Annotated in this window: 23 protein-coding genes and 1 tRNA gene; 4 read left to right on the forward strand and 20 right to left on the reverse strand. The window is 43.5% G+C overall.

From position 1 onward, the window contains the following. Positions 1-18: 18 nt before the first annotated feature. The 8 genes from ruvC to ICE88_RS05340 are packed head-to-tail and all read right to left on the reverse strand — an operon-like array spanning position 19 to position 7,720. Positions 19-516: a crossover junction endodeoxyribonuclease RuvC gene (gene ruvC / locus ICE88_RS05305; protein WP_215290374.1), complete on the reverse strand. Its 498-nt coding sequence runs from the start codon at positions 514-516 to the stop codon at positions 19-21. Between the two features lie 3 nt (positions 517-519). Beyond that, entirely contained in the window at positions 520-2,103 is a 1,584-nt protein-coding gene (purH, locus tag ICE88_RS05310; protein WP_216250206.1) for a bifunctional phosphoribosylaminoimidazolecarboxamide formyltransferase/IMP cyclohydrolase, read from the reverse strand. Positions 2,104-2,158: 55 nt separating this feature from the next. After that, complete coding sequence (locus tag ICE88_RS05315) at positions 2,159-2,401, reverse strand: helix-turn-helix domain-containing protein (RefSeq protein ID WP_089514770.1); 243 nt, start codon at positions 2,399-2,401, stop codon at positions 2,159-2,161. Position 2,402: 1 nt separating this feature from the next. After that, positions 2,403-3,419: a tRNA dihydrouridine synthase DusB gene (gene dusB / locus ICE88_RS05320; RefSeq protein ID WP_370624432.1), complete on the reverse strand. Its 1,017-nt coding sequence runs from the start codon at positions 3,417-3,419 to the stop codon at positions 2,403-2,405. Positions 3,420-3,479: 60 nt separating this feature from the next. Then, the gene (locus tag ICE88_RS05325; RefSeq protein WP_216250208.1) at positions 3,480-4,598 is read right to left on the reverse strand and encodes an FAD-dependent monooxygenase; all 1,119 of its coding nucleotides are present in this window, start codon (positions 4,596-4,598) and stop codon (positions 3,480-3,482) included. Between the two features lie 22 nt (positions 4,599-4,620). After that, positions 4,621-5,988, reverse strand: a complete 1,368-nt coding sequence (locus ICE88_RS05330) for an aminopeptidase P N-terminal domain-containing protein (RefSeq protein ID WP_216250210.1) — start codon at positions 5,986-5,988, stop codon at positions 4,621-4,623. Positions 5,989-5,990: 2 nt separating this feature from the next. Continuing rightward, entirely contained in the window at positions 5,991-6,695 is a 705-nt protein-coding gene (gene murU, locus ICE88_RS05335) for an N-acetylmuramate alpha-1-phosphate uridylyltransferase MurU (protein ID WP_216250212.1), read from the reverse strand. Further along, positions 6,695-7,720 carry an aminoglycoside phosphotransferase family protein gene (locus ICE88_RS05340; RefSeq protein ID WP_216250215.1) on the reverse strand — a complete coding sequence of 342 codons (1,026 nt, stop codon included), beginning with the start codon at positions 7,718-7,720 and terminating at the stop codon, positions 6,695-6,697. Before ICE88_RS05340 ends, murU begins: the two co-directional genes overlap by 1 nt. Before the next feature lie 30 nt (positions 7,721-7,750). Here ICE88_RS05340 and ICE88_RS05345 point away from each other — a divergent pair, with 30 nt between their 5' ends. Genes ICE88_RS05345 through rsmA form a run of 4 tightly spaced genes read left to right on the forward strand, consistent with a single transcriptional unit; the run spans position 7,751 to position 13,180 of the window. Further along, positions 7,751-10,102: an LPS-assembly protein LptD gene (locus ICE88_RS05345; RefSeq protein ID WP_216250219.1), complete on the forward strand. Its 2,352-nt coding sequence runs from the start codon at positions 7,751-7,753 to the stop codon at positions 10,100-10,102. Continuing rightward, a complete protein-coding gene (locus ICE88_RS05350; RefSeq protein WP_216250222.1) occupies positions 10,099-11,421 on the forward strand; it encodes a peptidylprolyl isomerase in 1,323 nt (440 codons plus the stop codon). Before ICE88_RS05345 ends, ICE88_RS05350 begins: the two co-directional genes overlap by 4 nt. Before the next feature lie 2 nt (positions 11,422-11,423). Further along, entirely contained in the window at positions 11,424-12,383 is a 960-nt protein-coding gene (gene pdxA, locus ICE88_RS05355; RefSeq protein WP_216250225.1) for a 4-hydroxythreonine-4-phosphate dehydrogenase PdxA, read from the forward strand. Continuing rightward, positions 12,383-13,180, forward strand: coding sequence for a 16S rRNA (adenine(1518)-N(6)/adenine(1519)-N(6))-dimethyltransferase RsmA (gene rsmA, locus ICE88_RS05360; RefSeq protein ID WP_216250228.1), 798 nt, complete (start codon positions 12,383-12,385; stop codon positions 13,178-13,180). The genes pdxA and rsmA overlap by 1 nt, the downstream gene beginning before the upstream one ends. Here rsmA and ICE88_RS05365 read toward each other — a convergent pair whose 3' ends face one another. The 12 genes from ICE88_RS05365 to ICE88_RS05420 all read right to left on the reverse strand — a co-directional run bounded on the left by ICE88_RS05365 (position 13,181) and on the right by ICE88_RS05420 (position 25,511). Next, positions 13,181-13,921 carry a 1-acyl-sn-glycerol-3-phosphate acyltransferase gene (locus tag ICE88_RS05365; RefSeq protein WP_216250230.1) on the reverse strand — a complete coding sequence of 247 codons (741 nt, stop codon included), beginning with the start codon at positions 13,919-13,921 and terminating at the stop codon, positions 13,181-13,183. Beyond that, positions 13,918-14,478, reverse strand: coding sequence for a D-glycero-beta-D-manno-heptose 1,7-bisphosphate 7-phosphatase (gmhB, locus tag ICE88_RS05370; protein WP_216250233.1), 561 nt, complete (start codon positions 14,476-14,478; stop codon positions 13,918-13,920). Before gmhB ends, ICE88_RS05365 begins: the two co-directional genes overlap by 4 nt. Position 14,479: 1 nt before the next feature. Continuing rightward, entirely contained in the window at positions 14,480-16,615 is a 2,136-nt protein-coding gene (gene glyS / locus ICE88_RS05375; RefSeq protein WP_216250235.1) for a glycine--tRNA ligase subunit beta, read from the reverse strand. After that, entirely contained in the window at positions 16,612-17,511 is a 900-nt protein-coding gene (gene glyQ, locus ICE88_RS05380; protein ID WP_216250237.1) for a glycine--tRNA ligase subunit alpha, read from the reverse strand. The genes glyS and glyQ overlap by 4 nt, the downstream gene beginning before the upstream one ends. A 52-nt stretch (positions 17,512-17,563) precedes the next feature. After that, a complete protein-coding gene (gene lnt / locus ICE88_RS05385) occupies positions 17,564-19,018 on the reverse strand; it encodes an apolipoprotein N-acyltransferase (RefSeq protein ID WP_216250240.1) in 1,455 nt (484 codons plus the stop codon). Then, positions 19,011-19,850, reverse strand: coding sequence for an HlyC/CorC family transporter (locus ICE88_RS05390; RefSeq protein ID WP_216250242.1), 840 nt, complete (start codon positions 19,848-19,850; stop codon positions 19,011-19,013). Before ICE88_RS05390 ends, lnt begins: the two co-directional genes overlap by 8 nt. 30 nt (positions 19,851-19,880) lie before the next feature. After that, complete coding sequence (gene ybeY, locus ICE88_RS05395) at positions 19,881-20,345, reverse strand: rRNA maturation RNase YbeY (RefSeq protein WP_216250243.1); 465 nt, start codon at positions 20,343-20,345, stop codon at positions 19,881-19,883. 7 nt (positions 20,346-20,352) lie between these two features. Next, the gene (gene miaB / locus ICE88_RS05400; RefSeq protein ID WP_216250246.1) at positions 20,353-21,693 is read right to left on the reverse strand and encodes a tRNA (N6-isopentenyl adenosine(37)-C2)-methylthiotransferase MiaB; all 1,341 of its coding nucleotides are present in this window, start codon (positions 21,691-21,693) and stop codon (positions 20,353-20,355) included. A gap of 3 nt (positions 21,694-21,696) precedes the next feature. Further along, complete coding sequence (locus ICE88_RS05405; RefSeq protein WP_216250248.1) at positions 21,697-22,962, reverse strand: putative Na+/H+ antiporter; 1,266 nt, start codon at positions 22,960-22,962, stop codon at positions 21,697-21,699. Positions 22,963-23,174: 212 nt separating this feature from the next. Continuing rightward, a tRNA-Met gene (locus ICE88_RS05410) sits at positions 23,175-23,251 on the reverse strand. 109 nt (positions 23,252-23,360) lie between these two features. After that, positions 23,361-24,164, reverse strand: a complete 804-nt coding sequence (locus ICE88_RS05415) for a bifunctional 2-polyprenyl-6-hydroxyphenol methylase/3-demethylubiquinol 3-O-methyltransferase UbiG (protein WP_216250250.1) — start codon at positions 24,162-24,164, stop codon at positions 23,361-23,363. A 330-nt stretch (positions 24,165-24,494) separates the two neighbouring features. Then, the gene (locus tag ICE88_RS05420; protein WP_216250254.1) at positions 24,495-25,511 is read right to left on the reverse strand and encodes a DUF6352 family protein; all 1,017 of its coding nucleotides are present in this window, start codon (positions 25,509-25,511) and stop codon (positions 24,495-24,497) included. Positions 25,512-25,537 lie beyond the last annotated feature (26 nt).

The following is a 25,537-nucleotide window of genomic DNA, read 5'->3' on the forward strand; positions in this document are numbered from 1 at the left end:
GTCGACATCTTAAGCTGATTAGCGAAATTGGTGAAGACGTTCGTTTAGCTCTCGATGATGAGCTGCGCAAATAGCGACTGCAAGAGCGTCTGAGGCATCAGTGCCAGCAACCTTGTTGAGCTTGAGTAAACGTTTGACCATTTCTTGAACTTGGCTTTTACTGGCTCTTCCCGTGCCTACAATGGCTTTCTTGACTTCCAGGGCGCTGAACTCAACCATCGGCAAACCATCGGATACCAAAGAGGCAATCGCCGCTCCCCGAGCTTGCCCCAACAAAAGCGTGGATCTTGGATTGACGTTCAGAAATACCTGCTCCATCGATGCTGCATTTGGTTGATACAGCTCGACCACTTCACGAATACCTGCATAAAGTGTCGCCAATCTCTGTGGCACTGGTATTTCTGTGCCACCTGTTTCAATCGTGCCTGACGCAATGTAATGAAGGCGTTGACCCTGTACTTCTATCACGCCAAAACCTGTGACGCGAAGTGCTGGGTCAATACCTAAGATTCTCATTGATCAATGACGGAAGTGACGTGTGCCGGTGTAAACCATGGCAACACCGCGTTCATCCGCAGCAGCAACCACTTCATCATCACGCATGCTGCCGCCTGGTTGAATCACACAAGTAGCGCCTGCATCAACAACCACATCTAAACCATCTCTGAATGGGAAGAAGGCGTCGCTGGCTACTGCAGAATTCTGTAAAGTTAAACCAGCGTTTTGAGCTTTGATGCTCGCAATTCTGGCTGAGTCAATGCGGCTCATTTGGCCAGCGCCTACACCAAGGGTCATGCCGTCGCCGCAGAAAACAATTGCATTTGATTTAACGTATTTAGCAACGCGCCAAGCAAACATCAGATCTTCCATTTCTTTGGCAGTCGGTTGACGCTTGGTCACGATGCGCAATTCAGAAAGAAGTACGTTCTTCGAATCAGGGCTTTGAACCAATAGACCACCACCCACACGTTTGATGTCTTGTGGATTGATGGTTTCGGCCAATTCGATTTCTAATAAACGAACGTTTTGTTTGCTTGCAAAGATGGCCAATGCTTCTGGCGTGAATGCTGGAGCAATTAATACTTCAACGAATTGTTTAGAAACAGCTTCTGCTGTTGCGCCATCACATGGGCGATTGAAAGCAATGATGCCGCCAAAAGCCGAAGTTGAATCAGTTTTAAATGCTTTTTGGTAAGCCTCAAGCGCTGAAGACGCAACCGCTACTCCGCAAGGATTGGCGTGTTTGATGATCACGCAAGCAGGTTGTCCTGTTGTCACAGTGCTACCAAAGCTCTTAACGCATTCCCAAGCTGCATCAGCATCGGCAATGTTGTTGTATGACAATTCTTTGCCTTGTAGCTGGCGATAATTGGCCAATGCGCCAATCACTGATTGAGTGTCTTTGTAGAAAGCAGCGCTTTGATGTGGGTTTTCACCATAGCGCATTTCTTGAACTTTATCGAAGGCCAAGTGGAAGGTTTGTGGATAAGCACTTCTGTTGCCATGATCTAAATCATCGCCAAGGCTTGATAAATAGTTTGCAATCGCACCATCATATTGGGCGGTGTGCGCATACACTTTTTTTGCTAAAGCAAAATTTGTTTTGAATGAAACTTCATTTTTGTTGGCGCGCATTTCAGATAAAACCGCATCGTAGTCAGATGGAGAAATAAGCACAGTCACATCTTGATGATTTTTTGCTGCTGCACGCAACATGGCTGGACCGCCGATATCGATGTTCTCAATCGCATCTTCAAATGAACAAGTTTGTTGCGCCACTGTTTTTTGAAATGGATAAAGATTGATAACCAACATATCAATCGCTTCAATGCCGTGCTTTTTGATGGCTGCCATGTGCTCAGGAGTATCTCGGCGAGCAAGCAAACCACCATGCACCATTGGGTGCAATGTTTTTACGCGACCATCAAGCATTTCTGGAAAGCCAGTGATTTCTGAAACTTCAATAACAGGTAGGCCATTTTCAGCCAGTAGTTTGGCAGTGCCACCAGTAGAGATTAATTTAACGCCACACTCGTGAAGTGATTTTGCAAATGGAACAATGCCAGATTTATCGGAGACAGAAAGAAGGGCTGTACGAATCATAGTTATCTTTAAAGTTAATGTGAGTAAATGAAATTGGATTTAAGTGAAGTAGTGCTTATAAAAGACCGTGCTCTTGTAGTTTTTTTCTTAGGGTGTTTCTATTGATGCCTAAATAATTGGCGGCCAAGGATTGATTTTGTCCGGCATGCTGCATGATCAGTTCTAGTACAGGCTTTTCCATGACAGTCAAAACCATTTGATAAACATTGCTTGGAGCGGTGTCACCCAAGTCATCTAAATAACGCTTCAGATGTTTTTCGATGGTCTGGCTAACTGGGTGTTGAACTGGGGGTTGCATATCAAGCAGCTTCTAAATAAATTAAGTGTTCAGATTCTTGTTTCAGTGAATCAAAAAAATGATTCACCGTTTTTAATTGTTCTTGGCAATCGTCTATTGTATTCATGTGCTGCTTGAAGACATGAGAACCTTTGAGTCCTTTGCAATACCAGGCAATGTGTTTGCGGGCAGTTCTAACACCCGCATGTTCGCCATAAAAGCTGTAGTGATCCAACAAGTGATGGTTCATGATGTCTTGAATTTCTGAAATTTTCGGAGCAGGTAAATGCTCACCTGTTTCAAGGAAGTGCAAAATTTCACGAAAAATCCAAGGGCGACCTTGTGCAGCTCTGCCAATCATCAAAGCATCGGCCCCAGTTTGTTGCAGAACAAACGCTGCTTTTTCTGGGGTGTTGATGTCGCCATTGGCAACCACAGGAATATTGATAGAAGCTTTAACGGCCGCGATGGTGTCGTATTCAGCTTCACCACGATATAAATCAGCTTTTGTTCTGCCATGGATGGTGAGCATTTCAATACCGCTGTTGACAGCTATTCTGGCGATATTGAGGGCATTTTTATTATCTCTATCCCAACCAGTTCTGATCTTCAAAGTCACTGGCACCAAGGGGTGGTCTCTTTTAACCGAGGAGACAATCTTTTCTAAGATTCTGCCAACCAGTACTTCGTCTTTTAAAAGGGCTGATCCAGAGGCCACGTTGCAAACCTTCTTTGCGGGACAACCCATATTGATATCGATGATTTGTGCGCCACGATCTACATTTAATATGGCCGCTTCTGCCATCATTTCGGGATCTGCTCCAGCAATTTGGACTGAAATTGGCTCAACCTCACCATCATGGTTTGCTCTGCGAAGAGTTTTAGGGCTATTCCAAAGCATGGCGTTGGAAGCAATCATTTCAGAAACCGCATATCCCGCACCCAAACGCTTACAGAGCTGCCTAAAAGGACGATCTGTTACTCCGGCCATGGGAGCAACAAATAAATGATTGGGGAGCGTGTAGGGGCCTAATTTCATCAGGACGCCACTCTAACATGTCAGACTGACTTTTGCCTAAATTTTAGGCAGATTGGTGCTTTAACGCTGACCAAACATCATTTGCCTGGTGATGCTTTGTTTGAGAGGGCTGAGTAATTGAAGGCTGGACAACGCAATGCCTCTTCCCCAGATGACTGGCTTTAATTTTGAGGTGAAAACTCTGGCTAAAAAGTCGGTGGCGCCAATCGTGGCTTTTCGATCTTTTTTGCGAAGTTCTTGATATTTTTTAAGCGCTAGATCAACATCATTTTCATCACACAGCACATCGGCCAAGGTGTGAGCATCGCGCAAACCTAAATTAAGTCCTTGACCAGCCACAGGATGCATCGTTTGCGCTGCATTACCAATCCACACTTCATTTTTATCAACAATCTTTTTTCTGGCGTTTAAACCAAGTTGATAACTTCTTAGTTCAGCAACATCGATGAATGAGCCGGCGCGAGATCCGAATGCCTCTTGTAGTTCTTTGATGAAAGTGACTTTATCAAGTTGCAGGCGTCGCTCGGTGGATGCGGGGCTGCCGCACCATACCAAATTAAGGTATTCAGGGCCTTGATGATTTGGTAGTAGAGCAAGCGGCCCTTCATCCGTGAATCTTTCCCAGGCCATGTGTTGGTTAAGTTGATTTGTTTTAACCCAACCAACAATCGCGCTTTGTTGGTAGTCGCGATAAATTTCTTGCCACTCTTGTTGTTTAAAAAGACCGCCTTCAGCATGAACAATCACATCGCCGAGTTGATCAAGATTTAATTGATCATTGTCTTGATTGAAGTGCCAGTGAAAGTTGGGTGATTGATTGGCTATTTTTTTCAGAGCTTGCCTGAGAGCAAGATGGATGTCTGCATAACGAACAATGTGACCCAAGGCGTCTTGTTGGAGTTCTTCTCTTCTCACAATGGCTTTGCCAAAGTGGCCTCTGTGAGAAATATGAATGGTGTGAATAGCAGGAGACGGTGTTGGCCAGGCATTGATTGTTTTAAGCAGTAAATGACTGCCTTGCGAAACAGCAATACCGCGACTATCACCTTGCTTGATTGCGTCATCAGCTTCTGGCAGGCGGTCAAATAGATGCAAGTGCGCATCGGGTTGTTTGCTCAACACCCAATTCGCACATGCCAAACCCACAGGGCCAGCGCCGATGATGACAATTTTTTTCATGAGTTTGCTTGGGATGCCTGCTTCAGGATGATTGCTTCATCAAGTACTCAATCTCATCTGCTTTGACTGGTACGCCCCGACTCATCAGTTCACATTCACCGTTGGTTACCAAGGCATCATCTTCAATCCGAATACCAATGTCCCAATAGCGTGGATCGACATCATCCGCTTTGCGAATGTAAAGACCGGGCTCAATAGTTAAAACCATGTTGGGTTTGAGTGAACGCCAAGCTTTTGGTTCTGTTGAACTGCCCGGCTCTCTGTAGTTACCAACATCATGAACATCCATGCCTAACCAGTGGCTGGTTCTGTGCATGTAAAAGCGTTGGTACGCTTTTGTTTCTATAGCGTTATCAAGCCCACCAATTATTTTTTTATCAAGCAGGTTTAAATCAAGTAAACCTTGAGTGAGAACTTTTAATGCTGCGTCGTGAGGTGCTTGAAAATCAAAGCCGACTTTGGTGACCGCAATTGATGCTTCTTGAGCAGCCAATACGATGTCATAAATGGCTCTTTGTGGCCCGGAATATTTGCCGTTCACAGGAAATGTGCGTGTGATGTCTGAGGCATAACCATCCAGTTCGCAGCCAGCATCAATCAAACATAAATCACCATCTTTTAGTTCAGCATTGCCAGCGCGATGGTGAAGCACGCAGGCATTGGCACCGCCTGCAACAATGCTATTGTAGGCAACGCTTTGTGCGCCTGCATTTCTGAATGAATATAGAAGTGATGCTTCTAAGTGGTATTCGCGAAGACCTGGTTTGGATGCTTTCATTGCGCTGATGTGGCCATCTGCGGCAATCTTGCCAGATGCGCGCATGATATTTATTTCATGAGCATCTTTGAATAGACGCATTTCATGAATCATCGCCTCAACATCTTCGATCCTGTTGGGTGTGCTTGCACCTGAACGTGACATACCTCTGACTTTTTGTAACCAACTCTTGAGTTGATTTTGGAGCGGACCTTCGCTACCGAGTCTTGCGTAAATAGCTGGTTGATCAGCTAAAAAATCAGGCATCAAGTTATCTAATTCATTTTGCGCAAATGCTTGATCAATTCCCAGTTGAGTTGGAGCGGCCTCAGGGCCTAAACGCCAGCCATCCCAGATCTCACGTTCCAAATCTTTGGGGCGACAAAAAAGAATCGACTTAATTGATTTCTTATCAACCATCATCACCAGCGTGGCCCCTGGTTCTGTGAATCCAGTCAGGTAGTAAAAATCAGAATCGTGACGATATGGGAAGTCACTGTCTCGATTTCTAAAATGCTCAGGAGCTGTTTCTAAAACTAAAACGCCACCATCACTTTTCCCCAGCATGATTTCTGCCAATCGCGCTCTTCGATTGGCATAGATATCTTTGGGGAAGTTAGTCATTGTTGTCATGGTTATTTATTTAGCTCAGCCAATCTTTCTGGAGTTCCAACATCCACCCATGGGACGCTTAATGCTTCGCCTAAAACTCGATTCTCACCCATGGCCTGTCTTAGGATTGGAGCAAGCTTGGCAATTTCCCCTATCTTAATACTTTTAAACAAATCTTGATGGTAGATGCCTGCGCCTGAAAAGGTGAGGCTCGAGCCTTGTACATCCTTGTCTTTGACGAAAGACCCCTCTAGTTGAAAGTCCCCTTGAGGGTTGTGGTCCGGATTCTGAACCAAAAAAAGATAAGCCAAGATTGTTGGGTGATCACCCCGCAATCCTTGAACAATGTCTTGAATTCTTTCGAAGGGAAAGCTTGGACAAAAAACATCGCCATTGATGGCAAAAAAGTAATCATCTAGTTTCATTAGGCTCATGCCTTGGCGCAAGCCGCCCGCAGTTTCTAGGGCTGTGAGCTCTTTAGAAAATTGCACATTCAATGCGTTGTTCTTGACTTGAGATACATGGGCGACCACTTGTTCGCCTAACCAAGCGTGATTAATAACCACTTGAGTAAAGCCATTTTTCAAGAGACCGTCGATGTGCCAGTCAATCAGTTTTTTACCTTGAACTTCTAATAGCGGCTTAGGGGTGTGATCGGTCAGTGGACGCATTCTTTCTCCTCGGCCTGCGGCCAACACCATGCAAGGAATAGGGGAGAGATTGGTCATTAAAAAGTTAATCCGTCTGGGCGGTCAATGCCCTCGATGGTATCTAAAAGCTGAAGAAGGGGTTTGAGAGCAATGTATCTTTCAGCCACTTTTCTAGTGTATTTGAAAACCAAAGGGATATCTTTCAAATAACCATCTTTGCCGTCACGGTGATAGAGGCGCGCAAAAATGCCCAAAACCTTTAAGTGTCTTTGTAAACCCATCCATTCAAAATCACGATAAAAGTCACCAAACTCAGAAGGTACTGATAGTCCAGCTTTACGGGCCTTGTCCCAATAGCGGATCAGCCAGTCCATTTGCTCAGGTTCTTCCCATTCAATGTAGGCATCACGGTAGAGAGAAGCCAAGTCATAAGTGATGGGTCCGTAGACCGCGTCCTGAAAATCCAAAATCCCTGGATTGTTATCGTTTGTCACCATCAAATTTCTACTGTGAAAATCTCGGTGAACATAGACTTGCGCTTGAGAGAGGTTGTTTTCCAGGATCATGTCAAAAATATGGGCTAAATCAGCACTTTGTTTTGAATTCAGCTCTAAATTGAGGTGTTTACCCAAATACCACTCGGTAAAAAGATTCAGTTCACGACTGAGTAGCTCTTTGTTGTATTCAGGAAGAATGCCTGGTTTGCTGGCTAATTGAAGTTGGATCAAGGCTTCATTGGCATCGCTGTAGAGCTTTGATGCTGATGCTGGATTGAGTGCCGAGAGATAGGTTTCATTGCCTAAATCACTTAAAAGTAAAAACCCTTGTTCAACATCTTGCTCCAGAACCAGTGGCACATTGAGTTTTGCTTGGGCAAAAAGCTCAGAAATAGCGATAAATGGCTTTGTATCCTCGGTTGCTGGTGGGGCATCCATCACTATGAAGCTCTGATGAGCCCCATTTTTAGAGCCTGTAACCCTGAAATAGCGCCTAAAACTGGCATCGCTTGAGGCAGGAGCCAAGCTTTCGAGAGTTAGTGACCACTTGCTTGCCAAATTGGCTAACCAAGAATTTAATTGAGATAAGCGGATATCAGGGTTCATGGGTTCGTATAATAAAAGCACTTAAGTCATATGCCTAAAACTTTTATCGTTCCGAGCTTTATTCTCGATATCAAACGACTCCCATCACTTCTTAAAGTGGGAGGTTTTTGTGCTTCTTTTTCTCTGGCGTCCATGGGTTTTGCACAAGATGTTTTACCTAAGGAAGATCAGCTGAAGCTGAAGTTGGCCGACCAGTTATTGGTAAGACCAGTTGTTCCTGATGATGTGGCACCGACTTTTACTTCATCTAAGAAATTGGATGGAGTCATGGATCGTCAAATGCGCTTAGAGGGCGATGCAGTCATCAGAAGAAATCGCACTGTGATCAAAGGCGATGTCATCACTTATGACCCTGATACCGATATTGCAGATGTTGATGGCAATGCAACCTTACTAAAAGACTCCACTTCTTTCAAAGGCCCAAAAGCAAAAATCAAGGTTGATGCTCAAGAGGGTTGGATGGATCAGCCTGACTATGAACTCAGAGATATTGGTGGTGGCGGTAAGGCTCGCCGAGTTGAGTTCAAAGAAGATAACGAAATTGAATTTGAAAAGTTAACTTACAGCACTTGCCGTCCTGAAAATTTAGATTGGTATTTGACCGCTAGTCGAATGGATGTGGAGCAAGATACGCAAACAGCGGTCGGAACAAATGCCGTTCTTCATTTCTTTGAAGTACCTATTTTGTACACCCCGGTGTTTTCATTGCCAACAGGTTCAGGGCGTCGCTCAGGATTTTTATCTCCAACATACGGTCGTGCAAGTCGTGGTGGGGTCAAAGGTTGGGATGTCACTCTTCCTTACTATGTCAATTTAGCGCCTAATCGAGACATGACTTTGTTTCCGCGTTACCTTGAAGGACGTGGTGAGCAGTTGGGTGTTGAATATCGTTACTTAGATAGAAATTACACGGGTGTTGTAACAGCTGAAGCTTTAGATGATGCTGCTTATGGCAAAAATCGTTGGGCCTTTGGTTTAAAGCACACTCAAAATATTGCGAATGGTCTTCAGGGTTATGCTGATTACAGCAAAGTATCCGATGATTTGTATGTTGATGATCTGGGTAAGAGCTTGAATGGTGTGGTCAATCGTCAGTTCAATCAAGAAGTTGGCGCAAGGTATGGCTATGCTGGTTGGAATATTTTGACCAGAGTGCAGAAGTTCCAAACTTTACAACCTGATCCAAACCCTGCTTATCAAGTACTTCTTCCTTATGAGCGAGAGCCACAGGTCAATGCTAAATACGTCAGAAATAATTGGAATGGTTTGAATGTCACTGTTGAGACAGACGCCACCAAGTTCACATACAAAGGTTTAGTTAATTCTAGTAGAACCTTTAAAGAAGGCAATCGTGCTTATGCGACCACATCGGTTGCGCGACCATTCATGACACCTGGTTATTACCTGACTCCAAAGGTATCCTTTAGAACAACGCAGTACTCAGTAGATCCTTTTCCAGGTCAAGCAGATTTAAATAAAAATATCACCTTGCCAACATTCAGTTTGGATTCTGGTTTGGTTCTTGAGCGTGATGCACTTGAGTTAAATACATTGTTCAGTAGAAACATATTGATGACTCTTGAACCAAGAGCTTTTTATGTTTACACGCCATACCGCTATCAAAACGATTTGCCTTTGTTTGATACCGCTGATGCTGGTTTTGGTATCTCTCAGATTTTTAGTGAAAATTCTTTTGCTGGTAACGACCGTATCGCCGATAACAACAAAGTAACCTTTGGTATCACTTCAAGAGTTCTAGATGCTGATACAGGTATTGAACGCTTGCGTGCCACCATTGCTCAACGTATCGACATGGAAGGTCAGCGCGTTGGATTGACCGCTGAACAGACCCCTATTAAAAGATCAGATTTATTGGCGGGTTTATCAACTCGTTTGGTTGGTAACTTCAATCTTGATGGTGTGATTCAGTACAACGAGCAGGTATCTAAATTGGTGCAGCAAAGTGTCACTGCAAGTTATCGACCTGAACTTAGAAAATTACTCAATGCCAGCTATAAAAGAGTGGTCAATCCAGCTGACACCAAAGCAACTTCAGATCAGTACGAGCTTTCTGGGCAATGGCCAATCACACGTCAGTGGTACGGTATTGCACGCTACAACTTCGACTTAATTTCTAATCAAGTCTTGAATCGAGTTGCCGGCCTTGAATACGATGCTGACTGCTGGGTGGTCAGAGTGGTTCACCGCCATTATCAAAATACATCAGTGCTGGCAACTTCTGAAATTTATATGCAGATTGACTTTAAGGGCTTCACTGGTTTGGGCAGTAACCCTATTAACTTAATTCGTTTTAATATACCTGGATATGAGCCAATCAGCCCTAATCCAGCACCAATATCACCATTTGAAAGTTACGAATGAAGCTAGCTAATATTGTTTTCAGTGCAGTTGCTTTAATGCTCTTGAGTGAGATGCCTTTAGCGCAAAATAAAAACAGATCCATCGATGAGGTGATTGCGGTTGTTGATACAAGCTTGGTTACCAAGTTGGAGCTTGAAAACAGGGTTGCTCTGATTGAAAAACAATTCAAAGCTGCCAATAGAGCTTTGCCTCCGGCAGATGATTTAAAGGCGCAGGTATTAGAGCGATTGATTTCTGAGCGGATTCAGCAAAACTTAGCCAAGGAAGCTGGAATCAAAGTGAGCGATAAAGATTTAGACAGAATTCTTGGAAATATTGCTGCACAGAGTAAGTTATCAGTTGCTGAGTTAAAGCTCAAAGTTGAAAAAGAGGGCGCTAACTTTAATAAATACAAAGAAGAAATTCGAAAAGAAGTTCAGGCGGCAAGATTGCGTGAGCGTGAGGTTGATGCGCGCGTGCAGGTGAGTGAAAGCGAAATTGATAGCTATATTTCTGAAAAGAATAGAGGCAAAGTATTGCAAGCTGGCAATGATGAGATTTACCTTGCTCAGTTAGTAGTTGCTTTACCAGTCAATGCCAGTGAATCTGACGTGCTTGCAGCAAAAAATAAAGCTGAAGATGTTTTAAAACAAGCAAGCGTTGAAAAAGATTTTCTAGCTTATGGCAAAAAGATTGCTTTGCCAGGATCCGGTGTGCGAGTAGAGGATCTTGGTTATAGAACCTTGGATCGTTTGCCACAGTTATTTGTGGATGGTGCTCAAGGTGTTGGTTCCAATCAAATGATTCCTCGAGTTTTACAAAGTGGTGCTGGCTTTCATATCATCAAAGTGATTGATAGAAAAGGCACGTTGGCCGCCAATGTTCAAAATATTGTTGTGACACAAACCCAGGCTCGCCACATTCTTTTGAGACATCGTCCAGGTGTTACCGATCTTGAGGCGCAACGTCGTTTGAATGGTTTTAGAGATCAAATCAAAGTGAAAGCATCTGACTTTGCTTTGTTAGCAAAAAAACACTCTGAGGATGGCTCTGCGCCAAACGGCGGCAATTTAGGCTGGATGTCACCTGGTGAGTTGGTGCCGGAATTTGAGCAGGCGATGAACCAATTGAATATCAATGAGGTCAGCGATCCTGTTAGAACTGAATTTGGTTGGCATTTAATCCAGGTGGTTGAAAGACGTCAAGCTCAACTATCGGCTGATAAGCAGCGTGATTACGCCAGAGCTGCCATCAGAGAAAAGAAAATGGATCAAGCCTATCAAGATTGGCTCCGTCAAATCAGAGATGCGGCCACTGTAGAAATCCGCCAATCTAATTAACGATGATTCATATTGCTCTGACAACTGGCGAGCCGGCTGGTATTGGCCCAGAAATCAGTCAAAAGGCTGCTCAAGAGTTTTTAGAGCAGCATCCTGATGTGTTCATTCACCTGGTGGCTGATCAATCTTTGTTGACTCCTCAAAGTCACGACAGGTTATTGGTACAGCATTGCGATCTTGGTACAAAAGTTGTGCCTGGTCAGTTGAATGTTTTGAATGCTCCTTATGTGTTAAACACTTTGGATATCGCAATCAATGGTTGTTTGAGTGGTGAGTACCAGGCCATGGTCACTGCGCCAGTTCAAAAAAGTGTTATTTCTGATTCTGGTGTTAAGTTCAGTGGCCACACTGAATACTTGGCCGAGAAGTGCAACGCTGAGTTGGTTGTGATGATGCTTTGTGGCAAACCTATTTTTGAATCAAAACTCCTGCCTGATCAATTAAGAGTGGCATTGACTACCACGCACATTCCATTGCAAAAAGTATCAGCCTCTATCACGGCCGAATTGATTGAAAATACCATTGAAATAGTTTGGCAAGATCTCAAGAGTAAATTTGGCATCAAAGATCCATCGATTTATGTCACGGGCTTAAATCCACATGCGGGTGAGTCTGGTCACATGGGTCTTGAGGAGAGAGATGTGATTGCTCCAGCGATTGAGCGCATGAAAAAGAAAAATTACCGTGTGTCAGGACCATTTCCTGGCGATACGATTTTCAGTCCCGAGAACTTAAAAAATGCCGATGTGATTTTGGCCATGTATCACGACCAAGGTTTGGCCCCATTTAAATTTGCCACATTTGGCGAAGGTGTGAATGTCACTTTGGGTTTGCCAATCATTCGTACATCTGTTGATCATGGCACTGCTTTAGGTATTGCAGGAAAAGGTCAGGCTGACTCAAACAGTATGTTGGCTGCTTTGAATATGGCTTATCAAATGGTAAAGGCTAAAGGTTCTTAGTGGCACATCAAGCTCGTAAACGCTTTGGGCAGCACTTTTTAGTTGATAGCGGGATGATTCATCTCATCATCAAAGCCATTGACCCGCAACCGCAAGATGCACTGATTGAAATTGGACCTGGATTGGGTGCCATGACAAAGCCATTGCTCAATTGCTTGGATGCAATGGCGGTGGTTGAGCTTGATAGAGATTTGGTTAAATTTTGGAAAAACCAAGCCATTCAGAAGTTACATGTTCATGAATCTGATGCTTTGAAGTTTGACTTCCAAGCGTGGGCCAAAGAGCAAAGGACGCTGCTTCAAAAAAATGCACCTGAAGCTCGCGTCAAAATTGTGGGCAATCTTCCCTACAATATTTCTTCACCCTTACTATTTCATTTGATGTCGGCTGTAGCCGATGTTGATGAACAAGTGTTCATGTTGCAAGCCGAGGTGGTGGAGCGGATGGCTGCGCAGCATGGTGATTCAGAATATGGACGGCTATCAGTGATGTTGCAGTCAAAATATCACATGGAGAATGTTTTAGATGTTCCTCCTGAATGCTTTGATCCACCCCCTAAAGTAAATTCTGCCATTGTCAAAATGATTCCAAGGAAAGATATCAATTTGACTCCCAAAGAGTATGAGTCATTAGAGCGAGTTGTTTCTATGGCTTTTGCTCAGAGAAGAAAAGTCTTGAGAAATAATCTTGCGAGCATCAAAGATATTTTGAAGCTCAGTGATGATGTTTTAGGGCTTCGTGCCCAAGATATATCGGTTGATGACTACATTGGCTGGGCTCGCCAGCTGGCTCATTAATTATTTGGTTTTATAAGCTGGCGCATCAATCACGCGCATTTCAGCTTCAATCCAACGTTCAGTTTGTTGATGTAATTCTTCAGCTGATTTGTTTTCAGAAGTGATGGCTGGCCCAATTGAGACAGTGATTTTTCCTGGGTACTTTAAAAAGCTATTTCTTGGCCACACCTGCCCTGCATTGTGTGCCACAGGAATCACCCAAGCCTTGGTAGCGCTTGCTAATCGAGCCCCACCTTTGCGATAGTTGGTGTTTGCACCTGGTTTTGTTCTGGTGCCTTCAGGAAAAATAATGATCCAGATTCCTTGAGCCAAATATTTCTTGCCCTGACTTGCAATCGATTGAGAGGCTGCAGAGGTTTTGGAGCGATTGATGTGAATCATGCGTAGTAAAGCTAAGGCCCAACCAAAAAATGGTATCCAAAGAAGTTCACGTTTAAAGACAAAGCACAATTGTTTTGGGAACAAGGCCATAAAAGAAATGGTTTCCCAGGCTGATTGATGTTTCGATAGGATGATTGCCGGTTGATCTAACAAGGCATTCATATTTTCTATGCCTTTGATTTCATATTCAATCTTGCAGATGACTTTTGCCAAGTAAGTGATGGTGATATTCCAACCTTTCACAAACTCATAGCGGGTTGAGGCATTAACGACTGGGAAGATGATCAAACAAGCCACGGCATACACTGGTGTAACAAGTAGCATGGCGAGGAAGAAGGTCAGCGACCTAGCAAAAATCATGTGCGTCCGATGAAGTGATTAACAAAAGCCATTAAGTCTTGATGAATCGCGGTGTAGGGCGGAAGTTCTCCGCTGGCGCGCGCTTTTTCACCTTTACCGGTCAAAACCAGATGTGGCTCAGCTCCAACACTCACTCCTGCAACCAAATCTCTGACGCTATCACCAACGATGGGCACGCCTTTGATTGGCACGCCGTAACGCTGTGAAATTTGTTCAATCATGCCCGGGAGAGGTTTTCTGCAGCTACAGCCATCGGCATCTGTGTGTGGGCAAAAGAAGATTGCATCAACATGCCCACCTACTTTTGCCAAGAGACGATGAAATTTCATATGAATAGCGTTCAGGGTATCCATGTCATAGAGCCCACGACCAATCCCGGATTGATTGGTTGCAACTGCTATGTGGTACCCGGCTTGATTAAGCTTGGCGATGGCTTCTAGACTGCCAGGTATTGGTTCCCATTCGTCCGGTGATTTGATGTAGTGATCACTGTCATGGTTGATGACGCCATCTCTATCCAAGATTACCAGTTTCGAATGGTTTAACTTTTGTAGCATATTAGCTGGCTAATTTACCAATATCAGCAACTTGATTCATGAGGCCATGCATTTTTTCAAGTAAAGCAAGGCGGTTATCTCTTAGCTTGGTGTCAGGATCCATCACCATGACATCGTTGAAGAAGTTATCAACATCGAGTCTTAAAGTAGCAAAAGCTTGTAAAGCTTCTGTGAACTGACCATTTTTAAAAGACTGATTCACCTGCGGCAGAATTTGATCCAAAGCTTTAGCCAAAGATTTCTCAGCATCCAAAGTGAGTAGATTGTTATCAACGCTGTCAGGTATCTTGAAATCAACCTTCTTCAGAATGTTTCCAATTCTCTTGTTAGCAGCTGCTAGAGCTGTTGACTCATCTAAAGCACTGAACAATCTAACGGCTTTCAGTCTTTCAAGAACATCACCAAAAACAACAGGCATTTGGCTGACAACAGATTCAACTTCATTGGTTGAATAGTTTTTGCCATCCCACTGCTGATCTTTTAGATAGGCTCTTAAGCGATCCAAAATAAAACCATGAATCACATCAATTGAAGAATTTTGATGAACTTCAGCTTGTGAGAATTGCTTGATTGTCGATTGCAGTACATCACGGATATTCAGAGGCAGTTTCTTCTCTAAAAGAATCCTACAGATGCCCAATGCGTGGCGACGCAAAGCAAATGGATCTTTTTCACCAGTTGGTGCCAAACCAATGCCCCAAATACCCACAAGGGTTTCTAGCTTATCAGCAAGAGCCAAAATGGTGCCCGTATCAGTCACCGGTAGGGCATCTCCTGCAAACCTTGGTGCATAGTGCTCCATGCAAGCTGCGGCGACATCAGGATGCTCTTTATCGTTCAGAGCGTAATAGCGACCCATGATGCCTTGAAGCTCTGGGAACTCGCCAACCATATCAGTCAGTAAGTCAGCCTTGGCCAGTTGCGCTGCGCGCACTGCCAGACTAACGTCAATCGAGCTTTGATGTTTCTTGAGTTCGTTACCAATCACTTCAGCAATTTTGGCAACTCTTTCAGTTCTTTCTAATTGAGTACCCAATTTGTTGTGATAAACCACCTTCGATAAAAGGGCGGTACGCTCAAACAAAGTTTTTTTGCGGTCTTGCTCGTAAAAGAATTTTGCATCCGCTAAGCGAGGTCTCACCACTCGTTCGTTACCGGAGATGATGGCTTCAGGAGTTGATGTTTCAATATTTGAAACAATCAAAAATTGATTGACCAGCTTGCCGTTTTTGTCGGTCATCGCAAAATATTTTTGATTCGTCTGCATGGTCAGAATCAGACACTCTTGAGGAACTTCCAAGAATTCTTTTTCGAACTCACAGGTGTAAACAACTGGCCACTCAACCAATGAGCAAACTTCTTCTAAAAGAGACTCTGGCATTAGCACTGAGTGACCATTCGAAGCTTTGAGCAATGACTCACGAATTTTTTCAAGACGGTTGTTGTAGCTGGCAATCACTTTGCCAGATGTTTCTAGAGTTTTAGCGTACTCGTCAGCATGCTTGATGGTCAAAGTGCCATTTGATAAAAAGCGATGACCCAGGGTCGTGTTGTGAGCTTTCAAGCCCAAAGCTTCAATGTTGATGATCTCCGCACCATGCATGGCTACCAAGCCGTGAGCAGGTCGTACAAATTCAACATCTTTGACTTGAGCCGTTCCTGGTGCGATTTGATAGCGCATCAATTTAGGGATTGGTAACTTGCTGATGGCTTGCTCTAAAGCCGCTTGTAATCCTGCAGCCAAGGTTTGACCAGTGACTTCAACATTCAAGTAAAAAGTTTCTGCTTTATCACTGCCTTGTTTTTCTAATTTATCTAAGCTGATATCAGGATGACCTAAAGCAGCTAGCTTTTTTAATAAAGGCGCGGTTGCTTGTCCATTCGCATCGAGTGCAATCGCTACTGGCAGTAACTTTTCTTTGACTTGTCGATTAGGCGCTTTTGCTAAGACGTCTGATAAGTGAACGGCCAGTCTGCGCGGTGTGGCGTAGCTGGTGGTCACACTTGATGAACCTAATAAACCTTGGGCATTCAGTGATTGTTCAATGTTTTCAGAAAAACTCTGACCAAACTTCTTTAAAGCCTTTGGCGGAAGTTCTTCTGTGAATAATTCAATGATCAATGGGGCGTGGCTCATTTTGCACCCCCTAATGTTTGACTCATCGGTTGACACATCGGGAAGCCTAACTTTTCTCTAGACTCGAAATAAGCTTGTGCAACGCTGCGAGATAAGTTGCGGATGCGACCGATATATGCTGCTCGCTCTGTGACTGAAATTGCACCACGAGCATCTAATAAGTTAAATGTATGAGCTGCCTTTAAAACCATTTCATAAGCAGGTAGTGCCAAAGGAATTTCCATCAACCGTTTGGCTTCACTCTCATAATTCGTGAATTGCTGGAATAACAAATCTGCATTTGAGTATTCAAAGTTGTAGGTTGATTGCTCAACTTCGTTCTGATGGTAGACGTCGCCGTAACTGACGCCTTCGGTCCAGACCAAGTCGTAAACGTTTTCAACTTTTTGCAAATACATGGCCAAGCGTTCTAAGCCATAAGTGATTTCACCCAAAATTGGTTTGCAGTCGATGCCACCCACTTGTTGAAAATAAGTGAACTGCGTTACTTCCATACCATTGAGCCAAACTTCCCAACCAAGACCCCAAGCACCAAGTGTTGGATTTTCCCAGTCATCTTCAACAAAACGAATGTCATTTTGTTTCAGATCCAAACCTAAAGCTTCTAAGCTCCCAAGGTACAAATCTAAAATATTTTCGGGGGCTGGCTTTAACACTACTTGGTATTGGTAGTAGTGTTGTAAGCGATTTGGGTTTTCGCCATATCGACCATCTTTAGGGCGGCGTGAAGGTTGCACATAAGCAGCCTTCCATGGCTCCGGACCAATGGCCCTTAAAAATGTTGCTGTATGGGATGTGCCGGCGCCAACCTCTAGGTCGACGGGCTGAAGAAGGGCACAACCTTGTTGGTCCCAGTAATTTTGAAGAGTAAGAATAACTTGCTGAAAGGTAAGCATATATTAGGTTTCCTGAACCCAGTGATTTTACCTTTCTTGCGACCGTATGACCTTATTTTTTGTTCTGATACCAGGCAAATACTAGGAAAAGGGCGCTGATGATCAAAATGGGTAAATCTCCCAACCAAACATAGGGCGTTTTACCTGAATAAGCTTGAACACTTGTTTTGAGGGTGGCCTGCTGAAATTTAGGCAACTCATAAACAACCTGACCTTGAGAATCGATCACTGCCGTAACCCCAGTATTTGTTGCCCTTAAAGTAGGAATGCCAGTTTCAATAGATCTTAGGCGGGCCAATCTGAGTTGCTGCTCTGGGGCTTGACTCTCTCCAAACCAAGCCAGATTTGTTAAGTTAATCCACAAATGATGTTCGAGCGAGGAGTTTCTTTGTCTTTTGGCGAGTTCATCGCCAAAAACGTCCTCGTAGCAAATCATCAGACCAATAGCAATTTGGTCTGTGCCTTGATCAAGGATATAAGGCATTTGTGCCATTGAGCCACGCTCAAAATTACCGAGGGGTACTTTGAATAAATCGACGAACCATTGAAATCCCCATGGTATGAATTCGCCAAATGGAACCAAGTGACTTTTATCGTATTGATAAATCAAGTTACCTTGATTCAAGGCAATTGCCGAATTAGTTGGTAAGCCAGAAGGACCTGTACTCACCACGCCAAGAATCACATTCTTTTTGGCAATAGTTGGTTTTATGTCCGATATTAGTTCTTGTGGAATTGCCTTAAGAGGGAGAGGAAAGGCAGTTTCAGGTGCAACCACTAAATGACTATCGCTATTTTTGATTGCGTTTGAATAAAAACCAACTTGTTGGTGAATGTATTCGGGGTCAAATTTGAGGGACTGTTCAAAATTACCTTGAATCAAAGTCACATCAATTGGTCTGCCAATGGGTTCTGTGAATGAAATTAACCCCAAAGCGTGACTGGCTGAAATGATGGCGATAGATGCAACACACTTGGTGAATAGATTGTGTTTGCCTTGGCTGAGATACGCAGCTAAGGCAATGCAAAACCACGCACAAGCCAGGCCGCCAAAAATGGTTGCCCAGGCAAAGAATGGGCCATCCACTTGAGATTCAGCAAGACCCGCCCAAGGGAAGCCTGTGAATAATTGACCTCTGGCCCACTCCATGATTACCCAGGCGCTGGCAAGTCCTAAAACTCTGGCAGCAGAAGAGTGAAATTGATGAGTCAGCTTGAGGGCAGCTGCTGGAAATAATGCTAAGTATGCTGATAGTGCAATTACAGCTAGAGCAGAAATGGGTGCAGCGATTTTCCCTACGTCATGTAAGCTGACATAAATCCACCACAGTGCATTGCAGAAATATCCCAAACCAAACAGCCAGGCAAAAAGGAATGCCCCTTGTTCTTTAAAAATAAAATGAATGTATAGGGCTAAGCCCAGAATTAAGAACCAGCCGCCAAATGGCAACTCAATCAACCAAGCGCAGATACTTCCTAGTAGGAAAAAAAGTAAGGCTTTAATCAATTTCTAATTTGGTGGCTAATAAAACGTGCACTTGTCTAGCATCTGCACGTTGAATCTCAAACAGGATATTTTCAATGGTGATGGATTCACCTTTGTGTGGAACCCTGCCTAATTTCTTTAAGATAAAACCAGCAAGGGTGTCATTGTCTTCATCCGCAAAGTTAGTTCCTAGAGCTTCATTGACTTGCTCTAGTTCAGTGATGCCACGAATTCTAAATTTTGTTTCACTGACATTGATGATGTTGTCTTCAATGTCATCGGTGTCATGTTCATCCTCAATGTCACCCACAATTTGTTCAAGCACGTCTTCAATCGTCACCAAACCTGCAACACCACCATACTCATCAACAACGATGGCGATGTGATTGCGATGCTCTCTGAAGTCTTTCAAAAGCACACTCAAGCGTTTTGATTCAGGAATGAAGACCGCGGGTCTTAACCAGTCGCGCAATTGAAAGTCTTCTTCTTGAGAATGACGTAGAAGGTCTTTCGCAAGCAAAATTCCAATCACGTTATCGCGGTTGTTTTCGTATACGGGGAATCGTGAGTGAGCAGCTCGGATGACTTCTGCAATCGTGTCTTCAACTGATTCATTGATATCGATCCAGTCAATTTGAGCTCTAGGGATCAAAATATCTCTGGCTGAAAGTTCGCTGACCTGAAAAACGCCCTCAATCATTGATAAGGCATCTGCATCGATGAGGCCATCGGCTTGTGCTTCTTTGAGGGTTTCTAGTAGCTCGCGGCGCTGCTCTAATGGTGAAGAAGGGCTTGGCGTCAGCAGGGCACTGATGCGTTCTAAGAGGCTTTTCGACTCAGGTTCAGTTGTCATAATGAGTAAGAATAACTGATTTATTTAAATTCAGCAGTAAGGGTTTGCCTGTTTAAGACTTTTTAGAATATTGATTTCAAGCTCTTCCATTGCTTCAGCCTCAATTTCATCTTCATGATCAAAACCTTGGGCATGAAGCGTGCCGTGAACAATCAAATGTATCAAATGTTGCTCAATGGATTTTTTTTGAGCTAAAGCTTCTTTTTTAAGCGCCGGCAAGCAAATGACCAAATCAGCGTTCAGAGCATTGCTAGCAGGATCAATGTCGTAGGGAAATGTGAGGATATTGGTCGCGTAGTCTTTGTGTCGATATGTCGCGTTTAGTTTTTTACTCTCCGCATTGCCAACAAATCTCACAGTCATTCTGGCGTCTTGTTGCAAAGCTTTTTTAATCCAGTTACCAATTTTTCTCTTGCTGATCAGTGGTGACCAAGTTTGCTCAAGGGATTCGCTTGCAAATTGAACATCGAGTGTTAGCTTAAATGCTTTGCTCATTTTTAATTTATTCCTGAATCATCAATTCGCCACGCAAAGAATGCGGCATGGCTTCAGTGAATGTCACAGGCATTAATTTACCGATCAGACGTTTGGCTTGATCTGAGCCAGCATTGATTAGAGCGACGCGACCATTTTCTGTGCGGCATTGCAAATGAATGCCATCGCGTGCCATGCTTTCAACCATGGCAAGCTCAGTTTTACCGACCATGCTTTGATTGATTTCTAATACGTGCTGATCAATCTGAGACACCAATCGTTTGAGACGGTCATTCTTAACTGCCAATGGAACGTCATCCACAAGATTGGCGGCAGGAGTTCCTGGTCTCTCGCTGTAAGTGAAGCAATAGCTGTTATCAAATTTAACTTCTTTGACCAACTTCATCAGTTGTTCAAAATCTTCCTCTGTTTCGCCAGGGAAGCCAACGATGAAGTCACTTGAAATAGAGATGCCAGGACGTACAGCCTTCATCTTTTTGATGATGCTTTTGTATTCTAAGATGGTATAGCCGCGTTTCATGTTGGCTAAAACCCTGTCTGAGCCATGCTGAACTGGTAGGTGCAGGTGATTCACAAGCTTAGGAATCTTTGTGTAGGCATCAATCAAGCGTTGTGTGAATTCTTTAGGGTGGCTGGTCGTGAAACGAATTCTTTCAACGCCTGGTATTTCTGCCACATATTCCAATAGCATCGCAAAGTCAGCAATTTCACTTGATCCTGCGATGCTGCCTCTGTAGGCATTCACGTTCTGACCCAATAATTGAATCTCCTGAACACCTTGTTGAGCCAAGCCAGCCACTTCAGTTAAAACATCTTCAAATGGCCTAGAAACTTCTTCGCCCCTTGTGTAGGGAACCACGCAATAGCTGCAATATTTAGAGCAGCCTTCCATGATGGACACATACGCTGCACCGCCTTCAACTTTGGCAGGTGGCAAGTTATCAAATTTTTCAATTTCTGGAAAGCTGATGTCAACCTGAGATAGGCCGCTTGATTGTCGTGCCTGAATCAGTTCAGGAAGTCTGTGCAGAGTTTGTGGACCAAACACAATGTCAACATAAGGTGCGCGGTTAACGATGTGTTTACCTTCTTGGCTGGCAACACAACCGCCAACACCAATTATCAGTTCAGGTCTTTTTAACTTTAATTCGCGTAGTCGACCCAAATCAGAGAAAACTTTTTCTTGAGCCTTTTCGCGAACGGAGCAAGTATTTAAAAGAATTAAGTCTGCATCTTCTGGTGTATCAGTTTTTACCATGCCATCGTGATAGTGGAGCACGTCCGCCATCTTGTCAGAATCATATTCATTCATCTGACAACCGAAGGTTTTGATATAAACTTTTTTCATTGCTTAGATGAACTGAAACGCAATGATTGCAATGATGGTTGGCGGCAAAGCTGCCAAAAATAACCACAGAGCAGAAACGCTGCCATCAGGGAAATGTTCGCGAAGAATGGACATGCCAGCAGGATTTGGTGCATTCGCAATCACGGTCAAACCGCCGCCAGTGATGGCGCCAGCAACCAATGCATATTTGAACTCTTCGCTGGTACCTTCTACCAATGATCCTAGATAGGTAAGAGCTGCGTTATCAGTGATGGCAGTCAATGCTGTTGCACCGTAGTAAACCAGCGTGCTGCTCATGTTTTCCAAAATAGGTTGTAACCACCATTGCTGCATACCGCCAAGCACAACCAATCCAGCTAAGAAGAAGGCAACCATCAACGCTTCTTTTAGTAGCAAAGGACTTTGAAACTTAGCGTAAGCGTGTGTGTAGCCCATGAAGAAAAGAAGAAGGCCCATGAACACCACTGGGTGGTGAGCAAACACAACAATGCCAGCTAAGAATAGCAAGTGAACTGCCACAACAAAGAGTGGCATCACATCGTTCTGATGGTTTGCATTGGCCTTAGGTAAATCTTTGCGAACCAGTAATGTCACCAGCGTAGCGTTAATGACAACTGCTAAAGCTGCTTTAACACCAAATGTTTGGAAAACGTAAGCAGTGTCCCAACCCCAGGCGCTTGCCACCATCAAGATTGGAGGAGCAGCAAAGCTGGTTAATGCGCCACCAATAGAAATATTAACGAACAACACGCCAATCGTTAAGTACATTAATTTCGCGTTCGATGTTTGACTGAATACTTTCTTCTTTAAAAGCAGTGCCGCCAAAGTCATCGCTGCTGGTTCAGTGATGAATGAGCCAAGCAATGGAACCATCGCAAGTGTCACAAAATAACTGGTGGTGACATTGTTGATGCGGAATAACTGACTAAGTAAACCAGACACCAATCGGACTAACTCTGACGCAAAATGCAACACAGGACGACTTGCTGCCACAACCATGATGGCAAATACAAATAAAGGCTCTGTGTAGTTTCTGCTTTCTAAATACTCAACGGAAGGCTGATAACCGCCAGCAGCAAATGCCATGAACACAATTAAGATCATCGCCCAAAAACCAAAAACAGCCTCAACTTCACCAAGCAAGTGCCATAGGCCAGAGTGGTTGGGCTGCTTATGAGCTAAATGCTCAAAAAATGATGATGAAAATGTGTGCAACACCGCAATAGCAAAAAGTGTTGTGGCGATAATTTGTAAGGTTGTTGGGTTCATTGATGGCCTTGGGTATTCAAATCGTTATGGGCTCTATTGTAAGCCACTGAAAACACCGAAATTCCACATAAGAACTAGGTAAATACCAGTGACTACCGGAATGAAGATGTTGAAGGTATCTGGGTATTTCTGGGATTTAGTAGTTGAAATTGAAGCCTTGAGGCTTTTCAATCAAACCCGCATTCATCGATTGATGCTGCGAGAGGGGAAATTGGTGGCGAATCAGGGATTCGAACCCCGGACCTGCGGATTATGATTCCGTCGCTCTAACCGGCTGAGCTAATTCGCCAAAGACCGAAAGTATAGCTTATTTTGCTAATTTCACCTAGCCAAGCGGTCTTTAAGCAACTTATAGACGGTAAATACTAAGGTTGCGAATCTTTTGCACTCTTGGCTAATCAACAAAATGCTTCGATTGCGATAAATCCCAAGCCACCGGCGCTTGACCAAGCGGCAGTTCTTTTGAGCTTGTATTTTGACAGTGGTCGTGAAAAATCTTCTCTAGATGAATAGAGTGAATCCAGTATTTCTTTGGGGCTGGATTTTTTAATGAACAATTCTGTGACTACTCGATCAATTCTGAGGAGAGGTTTAACGATCCCTTTGCCATTAATGAGGTATTCAAACCAACCTTTTTGTTTGATTCTGTTTTGAGAGTACTCAATTTGATCCGACTGAACTGAAGAAATATTGTCAGAGGGTTGAACTTTTTTCTTAAATAGGATTTTTAAGTTTCCCTGCTCTTCTACTTTGACCACATCAAAGTACTGACTGGCAGCACATGCAAGTGTGAATTTTGAATAATAGAAGAGGTGAGCTTTGAAGTAGATATTGTGTGGTGATGCATCCGCTTGCAAAATATTTGGAACCTCGATGAACAGATAGCCACCTTCTTTGATACTTGAGTGCAACTTTTTCATCACTTCTAAAGGCTTTGCCATGTGTTCGAACACATGAAACAAGGTCACGATGTCTGCGGAAGAATCCTGAACATCTGACAGCATGGCTGTTTTAACTTCAACGCCATACTGTTCTTTTGAAAATGTTGAGTAACCAAGATTGGGTTCTATTCCTTTGGACTGCAGGCCTCTTTTTTGCGCCATGTAGACAAATTCACCACCGCCTGCACCTATATCTAGAAGAACTTGATTGGACAACTGAACGTGTGATTCAAGAAATTTAATTCTATCTAATGCGGTCATGCCCGCGCGACGAACATACTTTGGCTTTGGTGAGTAAGTACTTTTATAGTCTTGGCGGTAATTGTGAGAATAGTAGATTTTTAATTCTTCATCCGAAGGAATTTCTGTCTGCTGAACAAGGCTGCAATTTGAGCAGAATGAAATGGCAAGTGGCGATTTACTTTTTGCATCATTTTGAGAATGAGTATGCAAATTTGTAGAATTACATAACTGACAAGTAGGGGCCATAAGTCACCATTTATTGTTAATAAATGGATGCTATCAGGAAATAAACCATGGTGATTGCAAGGTTTAAGAACGTTTTAAACCTTGATCACTTTCTTAATGATTTTAAGAGGTTTCAGCCAGAGGTAAATTGATGAGCAAGTTCTGCGGCTTGAACTTAAGACACTTATCAATGTCATGGGCCATTGCAAGATAAATAGGTTTGCCAGCAATTTCCGGCAGCATGCGACCTTTGTCAACAAACTCTAATTTGAATAAACACAAGACTTGTGCCAATTTTGAGTTGTCGACCGTTTCGCCGTTATAGAGTGCGTTCAAAATTTCAGTGGCATTCACATCAAGACCAATGTGCCATGACCACTTAGAGTCTGAGATTTGACCTTGAGGGGTGATCGTGACTTTGGTGCCGTGGAAGTGAAAGATCCACTTTTCAAGAAGTTTGCTAAGAGCTGCAGCACCATCTTGGTCATAGTTCAGTTGCAGAACAAAGTCATGCAACTCATCACGTTCCCAGTAGTCATCAGCGTTGTCTTTGATCATGACATCTAAATCAATGCTTCTTAGAGGTGCTGAGTTTTGTTTGAGTAATTCACCAATGCTGCCAAAGCCACCAGTTTCTGCATATTTCTCAACAGTTATTTGATCGGCTGACATGATGTGACCATCTTCTAGGATGGTGATCTTTTGCATTCTGAATAAAAGTTCGGCAGCTCTTGCCTCAATAGCACTTGGATTTTCACCTAAGAGATGTTGGCAAAGTATTTGGGTCAATTGATCAACAAAGAGCGGCGGAACATCAACGCCATCGCCTTGAAATAAACCCAAGTAAAAATTCTCTAATGTGGGCGCTTGAACCAACTTGTCCCTGAAGCGCAACCAGATCTCGTAGTTCACCTGAATATCAGGGTCTTGCATTTTTTTAATTTCAGCAGGATCGATTGTTGCTCTTGGATTATCTGTGAGCAATTGATGGATCTTTTGTTCCTGTGCGCAAGACTCAGGAATAAGAGCAAGCTCGGGCCTTCTTAAATAAGATTTCAAAAAGTCATCTGTGATGATCAGCTGTCGATCTTGATTGACAGATAAAAACTGGTAATTGCTGTTAGGCCAAAATTTGCGCATGATGTCTCGTTAGAATGTTTTTTAGT

Source organism: Polynucleobacter sp. AM-26B4 (assembly GCF_018882285.1).
Lineage (GTDB): Bacteria > Pseudomonadota > Gammaproteobacteria > Burkholderiales > Burkholderiaceae > Polynucleobacter.